The following is a 20318-nucleotide window of genomic DNA, read 5'->3' as shown; positions in this document are numbered from 1 at the left end:
AGCGTCAACTCCCGGCCGAAGGAATTCCTTCCGGCGTGAAGGAGTAATCCTTGCGGCAGAATTCGCAGGTCACCGTGATGGCGCCGTCCTCGACCATGTCGCTCAAATCGTCTTCGCTGTAGCGCGAGAGAACAGCGGCGATTTTTCCTTCGTTGCAGGAGCATGCCGCGCGCAAGGGTGAGGCGTCGAACACGCGCACGCCGTCTTCATGAAAGAGGCGATAGAGCAAAGTCTCGGCGCTGATCGACGGATCGAGCAGTTCGTCCGGCTGAACGGTTTCGATAAAGGCGCGCGCGCGCTCCCAGCTCTCGCGGTCCTCGCCGGTAAGGGCCGCCGCGACGCCGCGTTCGCCGCCTTCCTTAGGCACGAACTGCGCCATCAGCCCGCCGGCGCGCCAGTGTTCGCCCTTGCCCGGCGTCTGGATACGCCCGACCGCGAGCCTGACGATGGTGGGGATCTGCTCCGACTGCGCGAAATAGGCCGCGGCGACTTCGCCCAGGGTTTCGCCTTCGATAGGCGTCACGCCCTGATAGCGGTCCATGTCGGGCCCTTGGTCGATGGTCATGACGATCGAGCCGTCGCCGAGCAGCGCCCGGGCGCCGCGGGGGAGATCGACCGCCGTTGATTTCGCTGTGGCGCGCAGATTTCCGCCCGAAGAATAATCCGCGACGATCAGCGACGCCGGACCGTTGCCCTGAGCCTGGAAAATCAGCTTGCCGTCGAATTTCAAGGACGCGCCCATCATGGCGACGAGCGAAACCGCTTCGCCGACGAGTTCTGACAAAGCGTCCGGAAATTCGTGAGCGGACAATATCTCGTCTATGGCGCCAGAGAGGCGCACGACCCGGCCGCGCACGGCGGTGTCGGCGACCTGAAAAGGAAGAACGGCGTCATCCATGACGGCAACTCTCAACCATGTTTTTCGCTGTCAGTCCTTGATCTTGTAGCCGGAGCGAAGAAGCAGATAGCAGGCGAAGCTGAAGGCGAAAGCCAGCGCCGCCGAGACGGAAATGCTGACCGCAACCGGCGCCTCGGCGACGCCGGTGAAGCCGGAACGAAAACCGTCGATGAGATAATAGACGGGATTGTAATGGCTGACGGTGCGAAACGGTTCCGGCAGATTGGCGACGGAATAGAAAGTGCCGGAGAGAAAAGTCAGCGGCGTGATGACGAAATTGGTGACCGCCGCCATCTGGTCGAATTTGTCGGCCCAGATGCCGCCAATAGCGCCGATGGCGCCGAAGATAATGCCGGCGGCGACGGCGTAATAAAGGATCGCCCAAAGGTTTTCGATCGCAAGCGGCGTTCCGTACACCGCCATATAGCCGGCGCAGGTCGCCGCCGTCACCGCGCCGACGAGAAAGCCGCGCGTCGCGGCGCCGGCGATGAAGGCGATGGCGAGTTCCGCCGCAGACAAAGGCGGCATCAGGACGTCGACAATCGAGCCCTGCACTTTCGAGATCATGATCGACGAGCCTGAATTGGTGAAGGCGTTGGTCAGGACCGCCATCATGGTGAGGCCGGGCGCCAGAAACTCGACAAAAGGAACGCCGTTGACGTCGGGCCGGACGCCGCCAAAGGCCTGGGTGAAGACGATCAGGAAGAGGAGCGTCGATATCACCGGCGCGACGACCGTCTGAAACACGACCTTCATGAAGCGCCGGACCTCTTTGACATAAAGGGTCCAGAGGCCAAGCCAGTTCACCGCGCCGAAACGGCGGGCTCCGAAGGCGTAAGCGGGGTTGAGGGCGTTTTGATCGGCGGTGTTGTCTGTAAGGGTCATGAGGCTTCTTTTTGCGTTGCAACGATGTCTCGCCCCGCCGGGGGCGGCGCGTCAAGTCGCGATGCCGAGAGCGGGCATGACAGAATATCAACATGTGGTGGGCAAAAAATTATAGGGGCGCCATGTTGTGTTTCAGGGCCTTTAGGATACTATATTTTGGAGCGCAGGGAGCGGCGCTATTTTTAACCACCAGATATAGTTTTTCGGGCGCAATAAGGCGCCATCCGGAAAAAGGGCAAGGAGAGCTGCGACATGGCTTGGACGGATGAGCGGGTAGAACTTTTGAAAACCCTGTGGGCCGAGGGGCTGTCGGCGGCGCAGATCGCCAACAAGATGGGCGGCGTCACGCGGAATGCGGTGATCGGCAAAGTGCATCGTTTAGGGCTTTCTGGCCGCGCCACGCCGGCGAAGCCGCAGCGCGGCTGCGGGCCCACGGTGGCGCGCCGGGACGAGGAGGCGGCGCCGGCGGCCAAGCCCCAGCGTCAGGAAATGCGTCCCTTTATCCCGGAGCCGGAATCCATCGCGCCGGTGGTGCTGGACACCGGGGACCGCACCACGGTCGCGACCATCAAGAACAATATGTGCAAATGGCCCATTGGCGATCCGGCCAAGGACGATTTCCATTTCTGCGGCCAGCCCTCGCCCGCCGGCAAATCCTATTGCACCTATCACGCGCGTATGGCGTTCCAGCCGCCGCAGCGCCGCGAGCGCGAACCCTCGCGCCGTCCGGCGGCCCAGATCGCGCAGAGACGCGCTGCGGGCTAAAGGTTCAAAAATTCGGATAAAGAAAAAGCCCCGAAGCCGCTTTGTAAGAAAAGCGGCTTCGTTTTTTTTTGCGTATTTTCTTAGCGCGAACCGGAAGCCACTTCGCTTGAAAATACTTGGTGAAGCGGGCTTTTTTCTTGCCGGTTTTCTTAGCGGGTTTATCTCACGTCTAGCGCGTAGCCCGCAGAGCGCACGGTGCGGATCGCCTCGCCCTGCTTGTGCTTGTTGAGCGCTTTTCTAAGGCGGCCGATATGCACGTCGACAGTCCTGACTTCGACGAAGACGTCGGAACCCCAGACCGCATTCAGCAATTGCTCACGCGAGAAGACGCGACCCGGGTGCTGCATCAGATGGTCGAGCAGGCGGAACTCCGTGGGGCCGAGATGGATCTCTTTGCCGTCGCGCATCACCTTGTGGGAGACGCGGTCCATGGAGATATCGCCGACCTCGACAATGTCATCGGCGAGACCCGGCCGGATGCGGCGGAGAATGGCTTTGACCCGCGCGATCAATTCGGCCGTGGAGAAGGGCTTGGTCAGATAATCGTCGGCGCCGGTTTCAAGGCCGCGAATGCGGTCCGCCTCTTCCGAGCGCGCGGTCAGCATGATGATCGGAATATTGCGGGTTTCCGGTTTCGAGCGGATGCGCCGGCAGACTTCAATTCCGGAGACTTTCGGCAGCATCCAGTCGAGGATGACGATGTCCGGCGCAAACTCTTCGACCTTCAACAGCCCTTCCTCGCCATCGGCGGCGACGGCGACTTCGAATTTTTCCTTGGCGAGATTGTATTCGAGAATAGTCGACAGCGCGTCTTCATCCTCGACGATGAGAACCTTGGTCTCAGGCATGGGGCGACATCCGTTAGCTTGGCCCGTTTTAGCTGGCGGCGGTTCCGGACTGCTTAGGGGGGGAAACCACGATTGTCGAGGTGTTGTCGCCTTTTGGCCGGCGCTCCATGATGCGCGAGCCGGTCAGGAGGAAATGCAGGGCCTCGGCGATGTTGGTGGCGTGGTCGCCGACGCGCTCGAAATTCTTGGCCGTGAAGACGAGATGGGTGCATGCGTTAACCTTGGCGGGGTCGCGCATCATGGCCACGAGGATTTCCTCGAAAACCGAATTATAGAGCTCGTCGAGTTCGTCATCGCCGCCCCAGACGGCTTTTGCCGCCGTGAGATTGCGGCTCGCATAGGCGGTCAGAATGTCAGAAAGCTGACGAAGGCTTGCGCGGCCCATGCGCGCCACGCCTGACGTCGGCCGGGCCGGCGCCTCGAGGCTAACGACGAGGGTGCGTTTGGCGACGTTCTTGGCGAGATCGCCCACACGCTCCAGTTCGCCGGCGAGTTTGGAGATCGTCATCACTTCGCGCAGCGCCTCTTCCGGCAAGGGGCCTTTCAGGAGGAGGTCCATGACCTTTCCCTCGATGGCGTGATCCATGGCGTCAATGCGCTCATCGCCGCTGATGACCTTTTGCGCCCCTTCGACGTCGCGGCGCTCGAAAGCGGTGATCGCGGCCGCAAGTTGGCTTTCCACCTGCGCCGCCATGCGCGACAGGCTCGTCTCAAGGTCGAGACGGGCCTGATACGAGGATTGCGGGGCGAGGGCGGCCATAGCGAATTTTCTAAGAGCTACAAAGGAGGGCTTACTTGCCCATTCTTTATGACGAATTCTTGTCAGAAGCAAAAATTAGGCGCAAATTTTGCGCCATATGGTGAGAAATAAATGCGCGCCGGTCAGGCCTGCTGGAAATAACAGGTGAAAGCGGCGCCGCCGGCAAGCCGGCTTTCAATCTGAAAGCCGCCTTTGTGGCGGTTCATGATGTGTTTGACGATGGCGAGGCCGAGGCCTGTCCCGCCGCTTTTGCGGCTGCGCTCCACATTGACCCGGTAGAAGCGCTCGGTCAGGCGCGGCAGGTCGGCCCGCTCAATGCCGGGGCCGAAATCGCGCACCTGCACATAGACGAGGTCGTCGACGCCGACGCCGAGCCTTGCGGCGACCTGTTCTGCGCTGTCGCCGGCGCGATGAGCCGGCGGGCCTTCGATGAAAGGCGTCGGCGCCGCGCCGCGCCCCACTTTAAGCTTCACCATGGCGGGATCGCCGCCATATTTCACCGCATTGTCGATGAGATTTTGGATCGCCTGAAAAATCTCGTCGCGATCGGCGCGAATGTTCGTAGGCTGATCGTCGTCCTTGACGAAGTCGACAATAGCGCCGCCGGATTCGAGCAGCGGCGCAAGGCTGTCGATGACGTCATTGGCGATTTCGGCAAGGTCGACGCGCTGGCGCGGCGGCACATGTTCGTTGAGTTCGATGCGCGACAGCGACATCAGATCGGCCACGAGCCGCTGCATCCGCTCGGCCTGTGACTGCATGGTGGAAAGAAATTTTTCCTGCGCTTCCGGATCGTCCTTGGCGTGGCCGCGCAGGGTTTCGATAAAGCCAAGCACGGAAGCGAGCGGCGTTCTCAGTTCATGGCTGGCGCTGGCGATGAAGTCGGCGCGCATCTGTTCGACGCGGCGTTCGCTGGTGAGGTCGCGGATAAAGACGAGCGCGCGGGGCTGGGTTTGGGTTTCCGGGGCGCCGGTGTCGATGGGCGTGATATAGGCCCGGCAGGTGCGTTCGACGCCGCCCAGCGTCGTAAATTCGACGCTCTGGGATTCGTTGGCCGCAAGCACGGCTTCGGCGGTTTCGAAAACTTCCGGCGCGCGCAAGACCGAGGCGAAGTGTTTTCCCGCCGCCTCCTTCATGCCCACAAGTTCAAGCGCGGCGGGATTGGCGTGTTCGACAATGCCTTGCGCGTCGAGAACGAAAATCGGTTCGGGCAGGGCGCGCGCCACGCCTTGCACGGTTCTGAGGCGCGCAAGTTCGGCCTGTTGCGCCTCCATTTCCGTATCGACGATGCGCTGCACCGGCGCGGCCCAGACGCGGCCTGACGAAAACCGGTAACGAACGGCGAGCGCCGCCAGGAACGCTCCCCAAGTGAGGAGCGCGATCCGCCAGTCGGCGAGGCCTGAAATCAACAACGCTGCGGAAACGCCGCCGCTGATCCCAGCCGTCCACGCAAAATCGCGCGCGCGCACGCGCGCGGCGGTGTTGCGGATCATGCTGGCGAGATCGTCCTGCATCGTCACATCATATACGGGGATGAAAAAATTGCTATTTTGAGGCTTTCGGCGCGGCGGGTTTGCTATTTGCGCCAGGCTGTTACAGGCTTTTCCGACGAGAATAAACGGGTGAAATCATGCTGATCCGCATTTTGCCGCTTTTGCTTGCAGTCTGCGCGCTCGGCTCGCTTCCCGCGCGCGCTGAGGAAGACCCTTTTGCGGTGTTTGCGCCCTACGCCAGCGAACCGCAATACACCATCGACCACACGCCGTGGACGGACTTCTTAAAGCGCGCCGTTTATGTGACCGGCCGGTCGGACCGGACGCCGGCCCGCCGATCCGGCAACCAGTTTCGCATCAACGGCACCCGTCTGACGACGACCAGCACCTCGCGCTACCGGTTCGAGGGCAACCGCATCATGTTCCATACGTTCAACAATGATATCGAAACCTATCTGGGGCTCTACCGGCAGGGCCTTCAGGACACCATGAACCGCGTGGAGTACGACGCGTTCAGCCGGGACGAACAGCTGGCTTTCTGGCTCAATCTCTATAATGCGGTGGTTATTCACGAGATCGCAAAAGTGCATCCCGTGGCGAAGCCGAGCCGCATACGCATTCGCGATCAGGACGCCCGGCTTTTCGATGCGAAGCTTGTTGAAGTGCACGGGGTGAGGCTCAGCCTCAACGACATCCGGCATAACATTGTTTACCGCTACTGGCGCAGCGCCGATGTCCTCTACGGCTTCTGGGACGGGGCCATTGGCGGACCAAGCATCATGCCGACGGCGTTTGAAGGAGACGCCGTCCGTTCGCAGCTTCAGCTCAATGCGCGGGAATTTGTAAACTCCTTGCGCGGCGTTGACCGCATTGGCGGCAGGATGCGCGTCTCGCAGATTTACGTCGATGCCCGCCCGTATTTTTTTACAGACTGGCCGGCCAGTCTCTACGCGCATTTAAGCCGCTATGCAGACTGGACAACGGCTGAAATTCTTGCGGAGAAACCGGCCAACCCGCGCGCCAGCCGCTTCGCCTATAATACCGCCGACGTTGAAAGCGGTGAGACGATCCGCTCGCCGTCAAGCGACAATCCGGCGGCGGTGGCGGCCGGCAGCGATCTCGGCTCGCGCTGGTCAAACCTTTCAAGCGAAGGCATGCGCGGCGGGCTTTCTTATGAAGCGGCGGAGCTGGCGCGCAAATCGGAAGCCAGGCTCAGCCGCCGGCGGGGGTCTGTCTATATTCTCGACGTGGTGACCGACGATCCTGACGCGCCCGAGACGCAAACCCTGACCGTAGAACCCGACGAAGAAGACGGAGACGCGCAATAAAACGCGCCTCCCGCCGTTTCTAGTTCTGCTGCTCTGCGATCCAGGCGTCGATATTCTCTTCAAGCACGGACAAGGGCACGGCGCCGTTGGCGAGAAGGGCGTCGTTGAACTTGCGCAAATCGAATTCTCGGCCCAGCGCGTCGGACGCGCGTTTCCGGAGTTCCTGCATTTTCAACTCGCCCATTTTATAGGCGAGCGCCTGGCCCGGATTGGTGATGTAGCGGTTCACTTCCGCTTCGATATTGTGCAGCGACAGCACCGTGTTTTCAGCCATGTAGTCGATCGCCTGCTGCTTGGTCCAGCCCTTCGCATGAATGCCGGTATCGACGACAAGGCGGCAGGCGCGCCACATCTCGTAAGAGAGGCGACCGAAGTCGGAATAGGGATCTTCGTAAAAGCCTGCATCGCGGCCGAGGCTTTCGGCGTAAAGTCCCCAACCCTCCACAAAGGCGGTCACGAAGCTGTATTTGCGGAAATTGGGAATTTCGGTTTCCTGCGCCAGGGCGATCTGGAAATGATGGCCGGGCACTGCTTCGTGCAGCGTCAGCGCCTCGATTTCATAAAGCGGGCGCGTGTCGAGCTTTGACGTGTTGACGCGATAAACGCCGGGGCGGCTGCCGTCGCCCGCCGGCGGCTCGTAGTAGGCGGTGGTCGTCCCTTCCGCGATATCTTCGGGGATCGGCTTCACCGTGTAGGGCATGCGCGGCAAGCGCGTGAAGAGTTGCGTCAGCGCGCCGTCGGCTTTCTTGGCGACGAGCGCGTTCGCCGCCATCAGCTCTTCCGGCGTTTTCGCGTAGAATTGCGGATCGGTGCGCAGAAAATCCTGGAACGCCTTGAAGTCGCCTTCAAAGCCGGTGGATTCGATCACCTTGTCCATTTCGGCGCGAATGCGTTTGACTTCGGAAAGGCCGAGCTTGTGAATCTGGTCCGGCGTTCTGTCCGTAGTCGTATAAACTTGCGCGCGATGGGCGTAGTAAGCCGCGCCCTCGGGGAGCGCGCTCGCACCGATTTCCGCCTTGCACGCCGGGGCGTATTCCGTTGCGTAGAAATCCGCAAAGGCGGCGAGCGCCGGAACCACCTTGTCGTCGATGGCGTCGGCGGCGTCGGCCTGAAGCTGGCGCCAGTTGCGGGTGGAGATCGTCGCCAGCGGTTTTTCGAAAGGTTTCATGAGGACGCTGTCATTGGCGTCTTCAACCACATGATAACGGATCGATTCCTCGACGCCTTCCATGGCTTCGCAAGGGCGCGTCCATCCCGCTTCGGCCCCGGCGCGCAAGGTCTCCGTCGCCGCTTCGAGGAATGCCGGAACTGCTTCGAGGCGCGCCACATAGCTTTCGTAATCGGCGAGCGTGAAAAACGGCAGTTGATCCGGCAGGCCGGTGACGACGCTGTGCGGCCCGAAGCGGTTGCTCATGAGGAAATATTTGCCGCCGAATTTCGCTTCGGCGAGATCGTTTTCCAGGCTCAGGAGCAAGAGCTTGTAATTGACGCGCTCTTCTTCGGAGAGCTGTGTTTCATCGAGCGCTTTTAGACGTTCGGCGAACTCGGCGGTTTTCGCTTCCCGCGCCGCTTCGGCCTTGAGGGACGGGTCGCTTAGTTCGTCGTCATAATCGCGAACCCCGAGACTGCTGGCGAAGACGGGGTTCTCCTCCATCACCCACGCCCAGTGATCTTCCATGATGTCTTCGAGCGTGTCCGGCTCTGGTTCAGGAGCCGGGGCGGTTTGCTGTTCCGTTGTTTCCTGCGCAAGAGCGGCGGAACCAATAGAAACGCAAAAGGCAACGAAAATAGCGCGGAAAAAGGCCAGGTTCATGAAGCGGATCCTTTGAGGCAAGGTGAAGACATTAGCGCGGGCGCATGAATGCGAAGACGGCGCCGCCGATTAGGCCCGCCAGCGCCTGCAAGGCAAGTCCCGTCGCATCGCGCGCGCCGCCGACGATCCCCGCGCCGCCGCCAAGCTGCTGTTCGATCAGCACCAGCATGACCAGCATCGCCGCGGCGCCGGCGGCGGGATAGGCGATAGGGGCGAGCGGTTTCAGGAAGTGTTTGACAAGAAACGCCGCTACAAAACCGATCAGGAGCGCGATAGCGGTCATCGCGCCCAAAATCCACAGCCCCGTGAGATTCTTGAGAAATGTGTCGATCTGTTGCTGCGCCGTATATTCAGCGCCGACCGCAGCCATTTTCGCAATCACCTGCTGGGTGTAAAAACCGACCGACAGGACATAAGTCGCGGCGACGGAAAGCACATAAGCGACAAGCGTTTTCACGAAAGCTCCGGCGTTCATCTGGCCCCTCCCTGCCGCGACGCAACATGCGGGCGGCGATTCCTGCGCGGTTTATATTGACGGCGCTTGCCCGCGCCGCCTACCCATGAGTCATCAGTTTCTATCCCAATTGAAAGGGCCCGGCCATGGCGATGACGACCCGATTTCTGATGATGACCTGCTGCGCGGCGATGATGGCTGCGTGTTCCGGCGGCGGCGAGGCCTCGTCGCCCAAAGGGGGCGGCGATGCGAGCCTTCAGGAAACGCTCGCCGATCCCGCGCCCGAGGGGGAGGTTGCGCTCAATGTGGAAGTGCTGGCGGACGGCCTCGACGTGCCCTGGTCCATCGCCTTCCTGCCCAATGGCGACATACTCTTTACGGAGCGGGCAGGGCGCATGCGCGTCATTCGCGACGGCGAACTCGTTCCGGAGCCGGTCGCGGGCGTGCCGGAAGTGCTGGCCTACAATCAGGGCGGCCTTTTCGACATTCTTCTGCATCCGGATTTCGAAGAAAACGGCGTGCTTTACATCAGCTACGCGCATGGCACGGAAAAAGCGAACGCGACGCGTCTCGCCCGCGCGGTGTTTGACGGCTCGTCGCTCTCCGGTCTCGAAGTGCTCTATGACGCCAAGCCCCTGAAAGACACAGGCCACCATTATGGCGCGCGCATGGTCTGGGGCGGCGACGGCAAGCTCTATATGACCATCGGCGAAGGTTCGAAATACAAAGAGAAGGCGCAGGACATGACGTCGAGCTTCGGGTCGGTCATCCGGCTCAATGAAGACGGGTCAATCCCGGATGACAATCCGACTTTCGGCGATGGAGAACGGCCGGAGCTTTTCACCAAGGGGCATCGCAACCCGCAAGGCCTCGCCTATGACGCCGAGCGCGATATTTTGTGGGAGAACGAGCACGGGCCTAGGGGCGGCGATGAGATCAACATCATCGAACGCGGCAATAATTACGGCTGGCCGCTCGCCACTTACGGCATCGACTATAACGGCGCAAAGATTTCTCCGTTTACGGAATATGAGGGCACGACCCAGCCGGTGAAATACTGGACGCCGTCGATTGGCGTGTCAGGCCTTGCGGTCTATCGCGGCGATCTTTTCGAGGGCTGGGACGGCGATCTGCTGGCCGGGGGGCTCTCCGGCGCGGCGCTGCATCATATCATTATGGAAGGCAACGAGCCTGTGGGCGAGGAGCGGTATCTCCTCGATCGCGGCGAGCGCGTACGCGACGTGCGTGTCGGTCCGGACGGCGCCATCTATGTGGCGACAGAAGGGGGCCGCAATGAGGCCGGGACAGGCAAGATTCTGCGCCTCACGCCGCAGTAACGCTTAAAATCCGTTTACGGATCGATGGGCGCGGCGAAGCTTTTCGCCGCCGCCTGCCGCGCGAAGCGCAACATGACCGCCTTGCGTCGCGCGGCATTGAGCGGCCTATCCTCGGCCGCTCGCGCGATCGCTGCGCCGTAATCGTCGGCGATGATGAGACCCTCCGTGCCGGGCAAAAGCTCGCGCGGAAAATCCGGATCCACGGCGAAATAAAACTGATCGCAGAAATCGAGATAGTCCGGCCATTTCTGGTCCACCTCGAAATCGGCGCGGCAGGACTTCACCTCGGCGATGACGAAGCGGCCCTTGCGGTCGACGCCCGCCACATCCGCGCGCCGTCCATTGGCGAGGCGGAATTCGCATAAGGGCGCCAACCCCAGATCCAGGAACAGCCGCGTGACGCCCCGTGTCAGCGCAATTGTGCGGTCGGGACGGCAGGGATCGGCGGCGGGGTCTGAAAAAGAAACGACGTTCTGCATTTGTTCATTGAAGCGCGCCGAAACGGCGGGAGTCAACGGCAAATGGGTTAACGGGAAAACTAGCCCTGAAATTCCGGCAGGCGCACCACCAGGCCGTCCAGCGCGTCGGTCACCGTGATCTGGCAGGAGAGGCGCGAATTCGGCTTCGGCTCATAGGCGAAGTCGAGCATGGATTCCTCCATCGACTCCGGCTTGCCGGTTTTTTCGACCCAGGCCTCGTCCACATAGACGTGACAGGTGGCGCAGGCGCAGGCCCCGCCGCAATCGGCGTCGATGCCGGGCACCATGTTCTTGACAGCCGCCTCCATCACCGACACGCCTTTTTCGGCGTCGACGACATGTTCGGTTCCGTTGTTTTCGATGTAGGTGATTTTTGGCATGAGACTCGAGGTGCGGCTGATGTGGAAAACGACAAAGCCGTGGATGTAAGGGATCGGCGCAGGAGAGCAAGCCTTTTTTCGGGCGATTGCGTTCTGCGCAAGGCCCCTCAAGGAGCGGCGCGGTGCTTTTGAAGATGGCGGCTCTCGCGGACGAAGCGGCGACGCGCGCGCTCGGCGCGGCGCTGGCGCCCGTTCTGCGGCAGGGCGACATCGTCCGGCTGGAAGGGGATCTCGGCGCCGGAAAATCGACCCTGGCGCGGGCGCTGATTGCCGCGCTGACGGGCGTCAAGGACGCGCCGAGCCCCACTTTCACCCTCGTCGAGACTTATGACGGGCCGGATTTTCCTTTATGGCATTTCGACCTTTACCGGCTCGAAAACCCCGCCGAGATATGGGAGCTGGGCCTTGAAGAGGCGCTTGACGAGGGCGCCTTGCTGATCGAATGGCCGGAGCGGATCGAGGGCCTGCTGCCGGACGGCGCGTTGACCGTGCGGCTTGAAACGGCGGGCGCCGGAAGGCGCGCGCATCTCGATGGCGATGAGCGCTGGAAAGCGCGGCTCGCCGCGGCGGGAATCGCCTAAACTGGAATCGCGGAAATTATTGTGAGTGAGAAAGAGTGACGAGGGACGAAGCGCGGCAGAATTTTTTGAAAGCATCGGGCTGGGGCGAAGCCGCCGCGGCGCCGCTGGCGGGCGACGCCTCGACGCGCAGTTATCAGCGCCTTCATCTGAACGGCCGGCCGGCGGTTCTGATGATCGCGCCGCCGGGCGCCGAAACCGCCGCCTGCCCGCCGGACGCGGACGAAGGCGTGCGCAGGGCGCTCGGCTATAACGCCATGGCGCGGTTGGCAGGTCCCAATCTAAACGCCTTCACCACGCTGTCGAACGCGTTGCGGGGCTCAGGGCTTTCCGCGCCGGAGATTTACGCCGCCGACCCCGCCGCCGGGTTCGCCCTGCTCGAAGATCTCGGCGACGATCTCTTTGCGCGGGTCGCCGGCAAGATCGATGAGGAAATGCTTTACCGCGCCGCCATCGACGCGCTGGCGCGCCTGCATGAAAGCGGCGCCGAACCGCCCAGAAGCGACGCCTATGCGATGCTCGACTATGACCCGCTCGCGCTTGAGGCCGAGGCGGCGCTGCTGATGGAATGGTATTGGCCGCTGAAGAAGGGCGCGCCCGCATCCGATGATCTGATGACGGAGTATCTGTCGCTCTGGCGCGATATTTTCAAAAATCTCTCTGCGCCGCATGTTTATGTGCTGCGCGATTATCACGCCGAAAACCTGTTGTGGCTTCCGGACAGGAAAGACGCGGCGCGAGTCGGCGTGATCGATTTTCAGGACGCGCTCTACGGTCATGCCGCTTACGATCTCGTGTCGCTGTTAGAGGACGCGCGGCGCGATGTGGCTCCGCAACTCGCGGAGAAAATGATCGCCTATTATGCAAGCTTCGGCAGCCCGCAATTCGATCAGCAAGGCTTCTTCCGCGATTATGCGATCCTCGCGACGCAGAGGAACGCAAAAATTCTCGGCATTTTCGCGCGGCTGGCGAAGCGCGATAACAAGCCGCGCTATCTCGATCTGCTGCCGCGGGTCGAAGCGCATTTCCGCCGCGATCTGGCGCGCCCTGAAGCCGCGCCTCTGCGCGCGTTCTTTGCGAAACACCTGCCGGAGCTTGTGTGATGGGAACCATGCCGCATACGGCGATGGTGCTCGCCGCCGGGCTCGGCACGCGTATGCGGCCGCTCACGGACGACAGGCCGAAACCGCTGATCGAGGTCTCGGGCAAAGCGCTGATGGATTATGCGCTCGACCGTTTCGCCGAGGCGGGCGTCAAACGCGCCGTCGTCAATGTGCATTACCTCGCCGATCAGGTGGAGGCGCATGTGAAAGCGCGCATTGCGCCGGAAGTCGTCATTTCCGATGAGCGCGATTTGCTGCTTGAAACCGGCGGCGGTCTCAAAAAAGCGCGGGGCTCGCTGGGCGACGACCCGGTCTTCTGCACCAACACGGACGCGATCATGATCGACGGCGGCGCGGAAGAAGCCTGCGCGCTCTTGTCCGAGGCCTGGAACGGCAAGACCATGGACGCGCTGCTGCTGCTCGCGCCCATAGGGCGCGCCAGCGGCTATGACGGGCGCGGCGATTTCGACCGCTCCGCAGACGGACGGATTGCGCTGAGGTCCGGCGAAACGGCGCCTTACGTTTTCACGGGGCTCCAGATCATCAGCCCCGCGCTGGTGGACGAAGGGCCCGAAGGACCGTTTTCGACGCGGAAACTCTGGGACATTGCGGCGGCGGGGGGCCGTCTCTACGGCGCCGTCTATGGCGGCGACTGGCTGCATGTGGGCGATCCGCAAGGCCTTAAAGACGCCGAGGCGATCCTTTCTAAAGCGAACCGGGCCGGGCGGCGCTGATGGCGGGCGTGCTGGCATCGCCGGGCCCGCGCTACTACTCCATTGCGGCCGGCCGGCCGTTTCTGCGCGATCTCGCCGAAGGGCTCGCCGTTTCGATCCGTGAAAGCGGCTTCGATCTTCCTGACGCAACGATTTACCTGCCGACGCGGCGCGCGGCGCGGGCGCTCGCCGAGGCGTTTCTGGAAACTGCGCCGGGCGCGGCGACCCTGACGCCGCATATCAAAGCGCTTGGCGATATCGATGAGGACGAATTCGCGCTCGACGAGCCGGAGCCGGGCGGCGCGCTCGAAGACGAACTGGCGCTCGATGCGGCCGCGCCCTCGGCCGAACGGCGTCTCGTATTAGCGCGGTGGATTGCGGAAAAAGACAAGACATGGTTCGACGGCCAACGTAGATGGGCGGGCGCCATTTCCGCGGCGGATGAACTCGGGCGCTTGCTCGATTCTCTCTATACGGAAGAAATTCCGGCGGCGCGCCTTGAAAAGATCGTGCCGGAAGAGCTCGCCGCCCATTGGGCCCATTCGCTTGAATTTCTGAAAATCGTCACCGAAAGCTGGCCCGCGCATCTTGAGGCGCAAAAGCTGATGGACCCGGCGGCGCGGCGCATTGCCTTGATCGACCTGCAGACCAAACGCTGGGCCGCATCGCCGCCAAAGAAACCGGTGATTATCGCCGGCACCACCGGTTCGACGCCCGCCGTCGCGCGGATGATGAAACTTGTGGCCGGGTTTCCTTATGGCTGCGTCGTTCTGCCGGGGCTCGATCTCGCCGCGCCGCCCCATGTCTGGGAAGCGGTCGATGAGCCGCATCCCCAGAGCGGCCTCAAAGCCTTGCTCAAGTCGCTCGACATCGGGCGCGAGACTGTGAAGCCGTGGCCGGTTGGCGAGGGCGTCGAGAACCGACGCGGCGCGCTGATCACGGTGGCGCTGCGTCCTGCCGATGCGTCTGACGACTGGCGGCAATGGGCCGAAGCGGCGAGAAGCGCGCGAGACGAGACCGCGGCCGCCCTTGATGGGCTTGCGTTCATCGAAGCGAGAGACGAAGAGCGCGAAGCGGCGGCGATCGCGCTGAAATTCCGCGAGGCGGTGGAAACGCCGGGACGCACAGCCATGCTGGTGACGCCGGATCGCGATCTCGCCCGGCGCGTCTCCATGAAAATGCGCCGTTGGGGCGTCGTGGTCGACGATTCCGCCGGCGCGCCCTTCGCCAACACGCCCTGCGGCATTTATCTGCGGCTCGTGGCGCGCTGGCTCTGCGATCCGTCCGATCCCGTGCGCCTGGTGGCGATGATGGATCATGCGCTGTTCCAGGGCGGGCTTGACGGCGCGGCTTGCGCGAAAGCCGTGCGGCGCATGGATAAAGGCTTGCGCGGATTGCGGCCTCAAGCGGGTCTCGAAGGCGTCCGGCGCAAGCTCGAAAAGGCGCAGGCGCTGACGGGTGATGTTGAAAATCTGCTGGCGGCGCTGGAAAACGCCTGCGCGGTCTGGCCGGGCGCTGATGCTCCGTTTGCGGAGCGGTTCGAGGCGCATCTCGCCGCGGCGGAAATGCTCGCGGCTGGGGATGGAGAATCCGGCGCCGACCGGCTCTGGCGCGGCGAGGACGGGGAAACCGGCGCCGATCTTCTGAACAAGCTGCGCCCCGGCCTCGCGCTCATCGTGCATGACGAGGCGGGGGAATATGCCGACATCTTCGCGCGCCTCATCGCTGGCGGGGCGGTGCGCCGCCGCGCGCCCGCCCATCCGCGGCTTTCCATTCTCGGCCCGCTCGAAGCGCGCCTGCAATCGGCGGACCTCGTCATCATGGGAGGGCTCAATGAGGGCGTCTGGCCGCGCGACGCCGCCATCGATCCGTTCCTGTCGCGGCCCATGCGCGACAAGCTCGGGCTGCCGTCGCCGGAACGGCGCATCGGCCTCGCCGCCCACGACTTTGCACAGCTCGCCGCGGCGCCGGAAGTCGTGCTCACCCGTTCGGCGCGCGCCGCGGGAAAGCCAACCAAGCCGTCGCGCTGGATCGTTCGCCTCAAGAACATTCTGAAAGGCGCGGAGGTGTTGGAGCTTGTGGAGCAAAGCGACGCCATGGCCGCCATTGCCGCGATGCTCGACGCGCCCCGCGCCGTGAAGGCCGCCGCCGCGCCGCAGCCGAAGCCGCCAGTCGAGGCGCGCCCCGATGCGCTTTCCGTCACGCAGATCGGCACGCTGTTGCGCGATCCTTACGCGATTTACGCGTCGAAGATCTTGAGGCTGAAGAAGCTCGATCCTTTGGGCGAGGGTTTCGACCAGCGCTATCTCGGCATTCTCTTTCACAAGGTGCTTGAAGACTATGTCGCCGAACCGCTTGCGGCGTCGGACGAAGAACGCATCGCGCGCCTCGCTGCGCTTTATGAAACCCACGCCGCGGAACATGGGCTGGGGCCCGCCCATGAAGGGTTCTGGCGCGCGCGGGCCGAGGAGGCGTTTCGCTATCTGAGCGAATGGGACGCAGGCCGGCGCAAATCGGGCGCGCCCGCTGTCATCGAAGGCGAAGGCCAGACATCGTTTGCGATTGACGGGCGCGATTTCACGCTGACCGCCCGCGCCGACCGCATCGACAGGCTTGAGAGCGGCGCCGCTTTCATTATCGATTACAAAACCGGCGCGCCGCCGAGCCTCGAACAGATCAAGACGTTCAGTCCGCAATTGCCGCTGACGGGGCTCATCGTCGAAGCGGGCGGATTTTCCGAATTCGGCGAAACGCCTGTGGCCGGCTTCGAATATGTGCGCGTCATCTCGCGCGGGGCCAGTGAAAAATTCGCCGGCGCCGAGGGCGACGACGCCAGAAAACATATCGACGACGCGAAAAAAGGATTGCTGAAAATCCTCTCGCATTTCGCCGATGCGTCGCAGGCTTATCCGTCGCAGCCGCGCCCGCAATTCATGAACGATTATGGCGATTACGATCACCTTGCGCGCCGGGCTGAGCGCAATGCGCAAGGAGAGGGATCGGGGGGCGACGAGTGACGCCGCTTGAGGAAACCACCAACAACCAGCGCGCCGCCGCGGAACCCACGCGCTCGGTGTTCGTCATGGCCAATGCGGGCTCCGGCAAGACGCGCGTTCTTACGAACCGGGTGGCGCGGCTGCTCCTCGCGGGCGCGCCGCCGCAGAAGATTCTCTGCATCACCTTTACGAAAGCGGCGGCGGCGGAAATGGCGGAGCGGCTCTTTTCCGTGCTCGGCGAATGGGCGCTGGCGAGCGACGAGAAACTCCTGGAGGACCTCGCAGAATTAGAGGGACCATTCGCGGGACCGAAATCGGCGGACTATCTCGCCCACGCCCGGCGGCTCTTTGCGCGCGCGCTGGAAACGCCGGGCGGGCTCAAAATCCAGACCATCCATTCTTTCTGCGAAAGCGTGTTGCGCCGCTTCCCCATCGAGGCGGGCGTGCCGCCGGGCTTTACGGTAGCGGAAGATGCGCAGGCCGCAGCGCTGATGAATGCGGCGCTGGATGCGCTTGCGGCTGATGCGCGCGAGGACTTGGCCTTGTCTTCCGCCTTCGCCCGTCTGTCGCTGAAACGCACCGAAAGCGACCTGCGGCAATTGCTCATCGCTGCTGCGGCGAAAGGTCGGCCGGGCGATCTCGACACATCAATGGCGGAGCTGGCGCAATCGCTCGCCATCAATCCGGACGAAACGCCAGAAACCATCATCAAAGATTTTCTGAACGAGATTTCCGTTGAAGAACTGCGCCGCGCGCATGACGGGCTTGCCGCCGAGGGCGCAAAGCCTCAGGCGGCGGCGAAGCGCCTTTCCGCGTTTTTCTCTGCCGGCGCCGATGAGGAGCGCTGGGACGCACTTTTGAAAACCTGTCTCGTCGCCGACCAGTCGAAAACCGTAAACCAGATCGCGACCAAAGCGACCGACAAGCATGATCCATGGGTCGGGCCTTATGTGAACACGCTGAAAGAGCTCGTTTTCACTGAGCTTCAGGAAATCCGGGCCCATGCGCTTTACGGCGACACGCTCGCTTTCTGGCGGCTGACCTCGGCGCTGGGGCAGCGTTACGCCGAGGCGAAGGCGTCGCGCGCCATGCTCGATTTCGACGATCTCATCGACCGCGCGCAAGCCCTGTTCCATCGCCACGAAGCGGCGTGGATCATGTACAAGCTCGACTATGGCATCGATCATGTGCTGATCGACGAGGCGCAGGACACATCGCCTGGCCAGTGGGCGGTGGTTGAAAATCTCTTCGCGGATTTCTTCGGCGGGCTGGGCGCCCGCGAAGTCTCGCGCAGTTTCTTCGCGGTCGGCGACATGAAACAGTCGATCTATTCCTTTCAGGGCGCCGATGCTCGCCTGTTCAAGGAAAAGGAACACGATCTCGGCAAGCGTCTCGCCGCTGTCGCGCAATATGAAAACATCCCGCTCACGCTTTCTTTCCGCACGACGGAGCCTGTGCTGTCTTTTGTGGACGCCGTCTTTGTGGAGGATGCCGCGCGCGAAGGGCTGGGCGAGGAAAAGGCGCTGCAGCACGGCGTCTGCCGCGAAGGCGAGGCGGGGCTCGTGGAGCTGTGGCCGCTGACGCCGCGGCCCGAGACGACGGAGATTAATCCCTGGGATGCGCCGGTGGATGCGCCGGAGGCGGGCCATCCGGTGCGTGTCCTCTGCGAGCGCGTTGCATCGACCATTAAGGGATGGCTCGAGTCAAAGGAGGAGCTTGCGTCGCGCGGGCGCGCCATCCGTCCCGGCGACATCATGATCCTCGTGCAGAGCCGCGGGTCCCTGTTTCGTGAAGTGATCCAGCGGCTGTCGGCGGCAGGCGTGCCTGTGGCGGGGCCCGACCGGTTGAAACTCGCCGACGATCCGGCGGTGGAGGACATGCTCTCCTATGCGCGGTTTGCGCTGACCGAAGGGGATGATCTGTCGCTCGCGGAACTTCTGAAAAGCCCGTTCTTCGGTTTCGACGACGATGCGGATCTCTTTCCGTTGGCTTATGGCCGCGAAGGCGTGACGTTGTGGCGGTCGCTGTGCGATCACGCAGGCGAAAATGAAAAATGGAAGTGCGCCGCGGAAGAGATCGCCGGGGCGCGGCGCATCGCGCGGGCGCAGGGGCCATACGCGTTTTTCTCTCATGTCCTGGAAACGGGCTCGCCATCCGGGCGCCAGCGTTTCTTCGAACGTCTCGGCGAAGCGTCCTCCGACGCCATAGATGAGCTCCTGCGTCAGGCGCTCGATTTCGAGAACGGCAATCCGCGAAGCCTTCGCGAATTCGTCGCCTGGTTTGAGAACGCCAGCGGCGACATCAAGCGCGAGATGGAGCGGGAAAATGATTCCGTCCGCGTCATGACGGTGCATGGCGCCAAGGGGCTCGAAGCGGATGTTGTGTTTCTCCTCGACGCCCATCGCGAGGCCAATATGCGCAATATCGGACCCGTGCTGGAACGTTCGGGCGCCGCGCCGCTCGTCTCATGGTCGAAAGCCGGCGATGTGGCCTTGAGCGAAGCGGCGCGGGTTGAGAAAACCGAGCTCGCTTATCAGGAGTACCGGCGGCTCTTTTACGTTGCTGCGACGCGCGCCCGCGACCGGCTTTATATTTGCGGCGTCGAACAGGGAACAAGCAAGAACCCGCAAGACAAGGCTGTCGGCGTCAAGTCGTGGCATGCGCTCGCTCATGACGGGTTCGCGCGCCTCTTGGAGCGGGTTGAAACCGGGGATGCGCCTTTCTGGGACGGCGGCGAGGCGCCGTTGCTGCGGATTTCCTGCCCGCAGACGAAGTCTGCAACAAAAGACAAAGCCGATAAGCAGACGCCAAAGATTGAAGCGCCGTCCTGGTTGAAAGAAGCGGCGGCGGAAGAACCGCCGCCACTGCGCCTGACGCCGTCGAAGCTCGCAGGCGAAGATGACGGCGGATGGCGGGCCGAAGCGGGCGGGCCGGCCTATTCGCCGGTCGCGGGCGGGGACAAATATTTCCGTGGACGGACATTGCACCGGCTCTTGGAGCTGTTGCCAGATGTAGCATCCGATAAACGTGAAGCCGCCGCCGACCGGTTGCTGGCGCGGCTGGCGCCGGAAGTTGCGGAGAGCGAGCGGGCGCTTTGGCGCGATGAAGTCCTGCATGTGCTGCGCGATCCGCAATTCGCTGAGGTATTCGCGCCGGGCTCCATGGCCGAAACGCCGATTGTCGGGCGCCCGAAAGGCTTGCCCGAAACCGCGCGTCTCAACGGACAGATCGACCGGCTGGCGGTGACGGAAAAACGCGTTCTCGTGGTCGACTATAAGACCAATCGCCCGCCGCCGATAAGGGTGGAGGACGCCGACGGCGCCTATGTGGCGCAGCTCGCCGCCTATCGCGCGCTTTTGCAGGAAATCTATCCGGGTCGTGAGATCGCCTGTGCGTTGTTGTGGACCTATGATGCGCGGCTGATGGGGGTTCCTTCCGAAATGCTCGATCACGCCTTCGCGCGCCTCCAAAAGGCGGGTTGAAACGGG

Annotated in this window: 17 protein-coding genes; 8 read left to right on the top strand and 9 right to left on the bottom strand. The window is 62.7% G+C overall.

Going from position 1 to position 20318, the window contains the following annotated elements; all coding sequences use genetic code 11:
* Positions 1–4: 4 nt before the first annotated feature.
* Both ACQY5P_RS11975 and ACQY5P_RS11970 read right to left on the bottom strand, forming a co-directional pair.
* On the bottom strand, positions 5–898 hold the full coding sequence (locus ACQY5P_RS11975; RefSeq protein WP_428407099.1) for an Hsp33 family molecular chaperone: 894 nt from the start codon (positions 896–898) through the stop codon (positions 5–7).
* 30 nt (positions 899–928) lie between these two features.
* Positions 929–1783, bottom strand: a complete 855-nt coding sequence (locus ACQY5P_RS11970) for an ABC transporter permease (RefSeq protein WP_428407098.1) — start codon at positions 1781–1783, stop codon at positions 929–931.
* Between the two features lie 252 nt (positions 1784–2035).
* Between ACQY5P_RS11970 and ACQY5P_RS11965 the strand changes: the two genes are divergently transcribed.
* On the top strand, positions 2036–2548 hold the full coding sequence (locus tag ACQY5P_RS11965; RefSeq protein WP_428407097.1) for a GcrA family cell cycle regulator: 513 nt from the start codon (positions 2036–2038) through the stop codon (positions 2546–2548).
* 158 nt (positions 2549–2706) lie between these two features.
* Here the strand turns inward: ACQY5P_RS11965 and phoB are convergent, their stop codons facing one another.
* From phoB to ACQY5P_RS11950, 3 genes are all read right to left on the bottom strand, one after another.
* The gene (gene phoB / locus ACQY5P_RS11960) at positions 2707–3396 is read right to left on the bottom strand and encodes a phosphate regulon transcriptional regulator PhoB (protein WP_428407096.1); all 690 of its coding nucleotides are present in this window, start codon (positions 3394–3396) and stop codon (positions 2707–2709) included.
* Positions 3397–3424: 28 nt separating this feature from the next.
* The gene (phoU, locus tag ACQY5P_RS11955; protein WP_428407095.1) at positions 3425–4156 is read right to left on the bottom strand and encodes a phosphate signaling complex protein PhoU; all 732 of its coding nucleotides are present in this window, start codon (positions 4154–4156) and stop codon (positions 3425–3427) included.
* A 122-nt stretch (positions 4157–4278) separates the two neighbouring features.
* Positions 4279–5670 carry an ATP-binding protein gene (locus ACQY5P_RS11950; RefSeq protein ID WP_428407094.1) on the bottom strand — a complete coding sequence of 464 codons (1392 nt, stop codon included), beginning with the start codon at positions 5668–5670 and terminating at the stop codon, positions 4279–4281.
* A 116-nt stretch (positions 5671–5786) separates the two neighbouring features.
* Here ACQY5P_RS11950 and ACQY5P_RS11945 point away from each other — a divergent pair, with 116 nt between their 5' ends.
* Complete coding sequence (locus ACQY5P_RS11945) at positions 5787–6977, top strand: DUF547 domain-containing protein (protein ID WP_428407093.1); 1191 nt, start codon at positions 5787–5789, stop codon at positions 6975–6977.
* Positions 6978–6996: 19 nt separating this feature from the next.
* Here the strand turns inward: ACQY5P_RS11945 and ACQY5P_RS11940 are convergent, their stop codons facing one another.
* Both ACQY5P_RS11940 and ACQY5P_RS11935 read right to left on the bottom strand, forming a co-directional pair.
* Complete coding sequence (locus tag ACQY5P_RS11940; protein WP_428407092.1) at positions 6997–8790, bottom strand: DUF885 domain-containing protein; 1794 nt, start codon at positions 8788–8790, stop codon at positions 6997–6999.
* Between the two features lie 31 nt (positions 8791–8821).
* The gene (locus tag ACQY5P_RS11935; RefSeq protein WP_428407091.1) at positions 8822–9265 is read right to left on the bottom strand and encodes a hypothetical protein; all 444 of its coding nucleotides are present in this window, start codon (positions 9263–9265) and stop codon (positions 8822–8824) included.
* Positions 9266–9390: 125 nt separating this feature from the next.
* Between ACQY5P_RS11935 and ACQY5P_RS11930 the strand changes: the two genes are divergently transcribed.
* Positions 9391–10581 carry a PQQ-dependent sugar dehydrogenase gene (locus ACQY5P_RS11930; RefSeq protein WP_428407090.1) on the top strand — a complete coding sequence of 397 codons (1191 nt, stop codon included), beginning with the start codon at positions 9391–9393 and terminating at the stop codon, positions 10579–10581.
* A gap of 14 nt (positions 10582–10595) precedes the next feature.
* Here the strand turns inward: ACQY5P_RS11930 and ACQY5P_RS11925 are convergent, their stop codons facing one another.
* Together ACQY5P_RS11925 and ACQY5P_RS11920 are read right to left on the bottom strand one after the other, a co-directional pair.
* Positions 10596–11060 carry an MmcB family DNA repair protein gene (locus ACQY5P_RS11925; protein ID WP_428407089.1) on the bottom strand — a complete coding sequence of 155 codons (465 nt, stop codon included), beginning with the start codon at positions 11058–11060 and terminating at the stop codon, positions 10596–10598.
* A 59-nt stretch (positions 11061–11119) separates the two neighbouring features.
* Positions 11120–11440 (bottom strand): 2Fe-2S iron-sulfur cluster-binding protein, encoded by a 321-nt coding sequence (locus tag ACQY5P_RS11920; RefSeq protein ID WP_428407088.1) that lies wholly within the window; start codon positions 11438–11440, stop codon positions 11120–11122.
* 128 nt (positions 11441–11568) lie between these two features.
* Between ACQY5P_RS11920 and tsaE the strand changes: the two genes are divergently transcribed.
* The 5 genes from tsaE to addA are packed head-to-tail and all read left to right on the top strand — an operon-like array spanning position 11569 to position 20312.
* Positions 11569–12021, top strand: coding sequence for a tRNA (adenosine(37)-N6)-threonylcarbamoyltransferase complex ATPase subunit type 1 TsaE (gene tsaE, locus ACQY5P_RS11915; RefSeq protein WP_428410655.1), 453 nt, complete (start codon positions 11569–11571; stop codon positions 12019–12021).
* Positions 12022–12056: 35 nt separating this feature from the next.
* Positions 12057–13121: an aminoglycoside phosphotransferase family protein gene (locus ACQY5P_RS11910; RefSeq protein WP_428407087.1), complete on the top strand. Its 1065-nt coding sequence runs from the start codon at positions 12057–12059 to the stop codon at positions 13119–13121.
* The gene (locus ACQY5P_RS11905) at positions 13121–13855 is read left to right on the top strand and encodes a nucleotidyltransferase family protein (protein WP_428407086.1); all 735 of its coding nucleotides are present in this window, start codon (positions 13121–13123) and stop codon (positions 13853–13855) included. The genes ACQY5P_RS11910 and ACQY5P_RS11905 overlap by 1 nt, the downstream gene beginning before the upstream one ends.
* Positions 13855–16851 (top strand): double-strand break repair protein AddB, encoded by a 2997-nt coding sequence (gene addB, locus ACQY5P_RS11900; protein ID WP_428407085.1) that lies wholly within the window; start codon positions 13855–13857, stop codon positions 16849–16851. Before ACQY5P_RS11905 ends, addB begins: the two co-directional genes overlap by 1 nt.
* On the top strand, positions 16848–20312 hold the full coding sequence (addA, locus tag ACQY5P_RS11895) for a double-strand break repair helicase AddA (protein ID WP_428407084.1): 3465 nt from the start codon (positions 16848–16850) through the stop codon (positions 20310–20312). The genes addB and addA overlap by 4 nt, the downstream gene beginning before the upstream one ends.
* The last annotated feature ends 6 nt before the right edge of the window (positions 20313–20318 follow it).

Origin of the sequence: Hyphococcus sp. (genome assembly GCF_965267305.1) — a bacterium.
Classification (GTDB): Bacteria; Pseudomonadota; Alphaproteobacteria; order Caulobacterales; family Parvularculaceae; genus Hyphococcus.
Note: the sequence above shows the minus strand (reverse complement) of the source record. Positions and strands in the feature narration are given on the sequence as shown.

Excerpts from the sequence above, each read along its gene's own strand:
- ACQY5P_RS11975 (WP_428407099.1), bottom strand. The coding sequence starts at position 898 with ATGGATGACGCCGTTCTTCCTTTTCAGGTCGCCGACACCGCCGTGCGC.
- ACQY5P_RS11970 (WP_428407098.1), bottom strand. The coding sequence starts at position 1,783 with ATGACCCTTACAGACAACACCGCCGATCAAAACGCCCTCAACCCCGCT.
- ACQY5P_RS11965 (WP_428407097.1), top strand. The coding sequence starts at position 2,036 with ATGGCTTGGACGGATGAGCGGGTAGAACTTTTGAAAACCCTGTGGGCC.
- phoB (WP_428407096.1), bottom strand. The coding sequence starts at position 3,396 with ATGCCTGAGACCAAGGTTCTCATCGTCGAGGATGAAGACGCGCTGTCG.
- phoU (WP_428407095.1), bottom strand. The coding sequence starts at position 4,156 with ATGGCCGCCCTCGCCCCGCAATCCTCGTATCAGGCCCGTCTCGACCTT.
- ACQY5P_RS11950 (WP_428407094.1), bottom strand. The coding sequence starts at position 5,670 with ATGCAGGACGATCTCGCCAGCATGATCCGCAACACCGCCGCGCGCGTG.
- ACQY5P_RS11945 (WP_428407093.1), top strand. The coding sequence starts at position 5,787 with ATGCTGATCCGCATTTTGCCGCTTTTGCTTGCAGTCTGCGCGCTCGGC.
- ACQY5P_RS11940 (WP_428407092.1), bottom strand. The coding sequence starts at position 8,790 with ATGAACCTGGCCTTTTTCCGCGCTATTTTCGTTGCCTTTTGCGTTTCT.
- ACQY5P_RS11935 (WP_428407091.1), bottom strand. The coding sequence starts at position 9,265 with ATGAACGCCGGAGCTTTCGTGAAAACGCTTGTCGCTTATGTGCTTTCC.
- ACQY5P_RS11930 (WP_428407090.1), top strand. The coding sequence starts at position 9,391 with ATGGCGATGACGACCCGATTTCTGATGATGACCTGCTGCGCGGCGATG.
- ACQY5P_RS11925 (WP_428407089.1), bottom strand. The coding sequence starts at position 11,060 with ATGCAGAACGTCGTTTCTTTTTCAGACCCCGCCGCCGATCCCTGCCGT.
- ACQY5P_RS11920 (WP_428407088.1), bottom strand. The coding sequence starts at position 11,440 with ATGCCAAAAATCACCTACATCGAAAACAACGGAACCGAACATGTCGTC.
- ACQY5P_RS11905 (WP_428407086.1), top strand. The coding sequence starts at position 13,121 with ATGGGAACCATGCCGCATACGGCGATGGTGCTCGCCGCCGGGCTCGGC.
- addB (WP_428407085.1), top strand. The coding sequence starts at position 13,855 with ATGGCGGGCGTGCTGGCATCGCCGGGCCCGCGCTACTACTCCATTGCG.